Source organism: Streptomyces sp. NPDC051018, assembly GCF_044456085.1.
Taxonomy (GTDB): Bacteria; Actinomycetota; Actinomycetes; order Streptomycetales; family Streptomycetaceae; genus Streptomyces.
In genome coordinates this window covers 1-2029 of record NZ_JBITFN010000046.1, presented here as the reverse complement: position 1 = coordinate 2029, position 2029 = coordinate 1, and the positions used below count along the sequence as shown (strand labels likewise).

At 70.8% G+C, this 2029-nt stretch carries 2 protein-coding genes; both read left to right on the top strand.

What is annotated here, in order from left to right; genetic code table 11:
- Positions 1–12: 12 nt before the first annotated feature.
- Positions 13–798, top strand: coding sequence for an electron transfer flavoprotein subunit beta/FixA family protein (locus ACIBCM_RS35215; protein ID WP_399250522.1), 786 nt, complete (start codon positions 13–15; stop codon positions 796–798).
- 216 nt (positions 799–1014) lie between these two features.
- Positions 1015–1977: an electron transfer flavoprotein subunit alpha/FixB family protein gene (locus ACIBCM_RS35210; RefSeq protein WP_399250521.1), complete on the top strand. Its 963-nt coding sequence runs from the start codon at positions 1015–1017 to the stop codon at positions 1975–1977.
- Positions 1978–2029: the final 52 nt, after the last annotated feature.

Here is a 2029-nt window from a genome sequence, read left to right as displayed (position 1 = left end):
AGGAGAGCCGTCGTGAGCTTGAGGATCGTTGTCTGTGTGAAGTATGTGCCCGACGCTTCTGGTGAGCGGCGTTTCGCGGATGATCTGACGGTGGACCGTGAGGGTGTGGACGGTCTGTTGTCGGAGTTGGACGAGTACGCGGTGGAGCAGGCGCTGCAGATCGCGGAGGGCGCGGACGGCGCCGAGGTGACGGTGGTGACGGTGGGTCCGGAGGATGCGCGGGATGCGTTGCGGAAGGCGTTGTCGATGGGGGCGGACCGGGCGGTGCATGTGGAGGACGACGGGCTGCACGGTTCGGATGTGATGGGGACGTCGCTGGTGGTGGCGGGGGCGGTGGAGAAGGCCGGGTTCGATCTGGTGGTGTGCGGGATGGCGTCGACGGACGGGACGATGGGGGTGCTGCCGGCGCTGCTGGCGGAGCGGCTGGGGGTTGCGCAGGTGACGCTGTTGTCGGAGGTGTCGGTGGCGGATGGTGTGGTGTCCGGGCGGCGGGACGGTGACAGTGCCAGTGAGGTGCTGGAGGCGTCGCTGCCGGCGGTGGTGTCGGTGACCGATCAGTCCGGTGAGGCCCGTTACCCGTCGTTCAAGGGGATCATGGCGGCGAAGAAGAAGCCGGTGGAGAGCTGGGATCTGGAGGATCTGGGGCTGGACGCGGACACCGTGGGTCTCGCGGGTGCGTGGACCGCGGTCGACGGCGCGACCGAACGCCCCGCCCGTACCGCCGGCAAGGTCGTCAAGGACGAGGGCGAGGGCGGCAAGGCCCTCGCGGACTACCTCGCCGGCCAGAAGTTCATCTGACCCCCCGGCCCCCAGAGGCCCCCGGCCCTCGCGGTCCTGCGGTCCCGGTCCGCGGTCCTGCGGGCTCGTGCGGGGGGCCTGGGCTCCTCGGCTCGTCAGGGCTCCTGTGACCCGTGCACCCGGGTGCGTGTCCCGGGTGCGTGTCCCTGGGGTGTGTGTCTGCTGTCTGTGCCTCTTGCCCGTTGTGTCTGTCTGTGTTTGGAGAGGGAAGTTTCCATGGCTGAAGTACTTGTGTATGTCGACCATCTCGACGGTGTTGTGCGCAAGCCGTCCCTGGAACTGCTGACCCTGGCCCGGCGGCTGGGTGACCCGGTGGCCCTGGCCCTGGGCCCGGGTGCGGCCGATACCGCTGCGGTGCTGGCCGGGCACGGCGCGGTCAGGGTCCTGACCGCCGACGCCCCCGAGTTCACCGACTACCTCGTCGTCCCGAAGGTCGACGCCCTCCAGACCGCGGCCAAGGCGGTCTCCCCGGTCGCCGTCCTCATCTCCTCCTCGGCCGAGGGCAAGGAGATCGCCGCCCGGCTCGCCCTGCGCACCGGCTCCGGGATCATCACCGACGCCACCGACATCGAGCCCTCCGACCAGGGCCCCGTCGCCACCCAGGCGGTGTTCGCCGCCTCCTTCACCACCCGCTCCCGCGTCACCCGCGGTATCCCCGTCATCACGGTCAAGCCGAACTCCGCCCCCGTGGAGACCGCACCGGCCGCGGGCACCGTCGAGACCCTCACCGTGTCCTTCGGCGACCAGGCCACCGGCACCCGTGTCGTCGCCCGGACCCCCCGCGCGGCCACCGGACGCCCGGAACTGACCGAAGCCGCCATCGTCGTCTCCGGCGGACGCGGAGTCGGCGGCGCCGACAGCTTCAGCGTCGTCGAGGCCCTCGCCGACTCCCTCGGCGCGGCCGTCGGCGCCTCCCGCGCCGCCGTCGACGCCGGCTGGTACCCCCACACCAACCAGGTCGGCCAGACCGGCAAAACCGTCTCACCCCAGCTGTACATCGCCTCCGGGATCTCCGGCGCCATCCAGCACCGCGCCGGCATGCAGACCTCCAAAACCATCATCGCCGTCAACAAAGACCCCGAAGCCCCCATCTTCGACCTCGCCGACTACGGCGTCATCGGAGACCTCCACACCGTCCTCCCCCAGTTGACGGAGCAGATCAACCAGCGCAAGGGCTGACCCGCACGCACGCTCCGCCCCAGGGCCGCACGGCAAACCCGCCGCGCGGCCC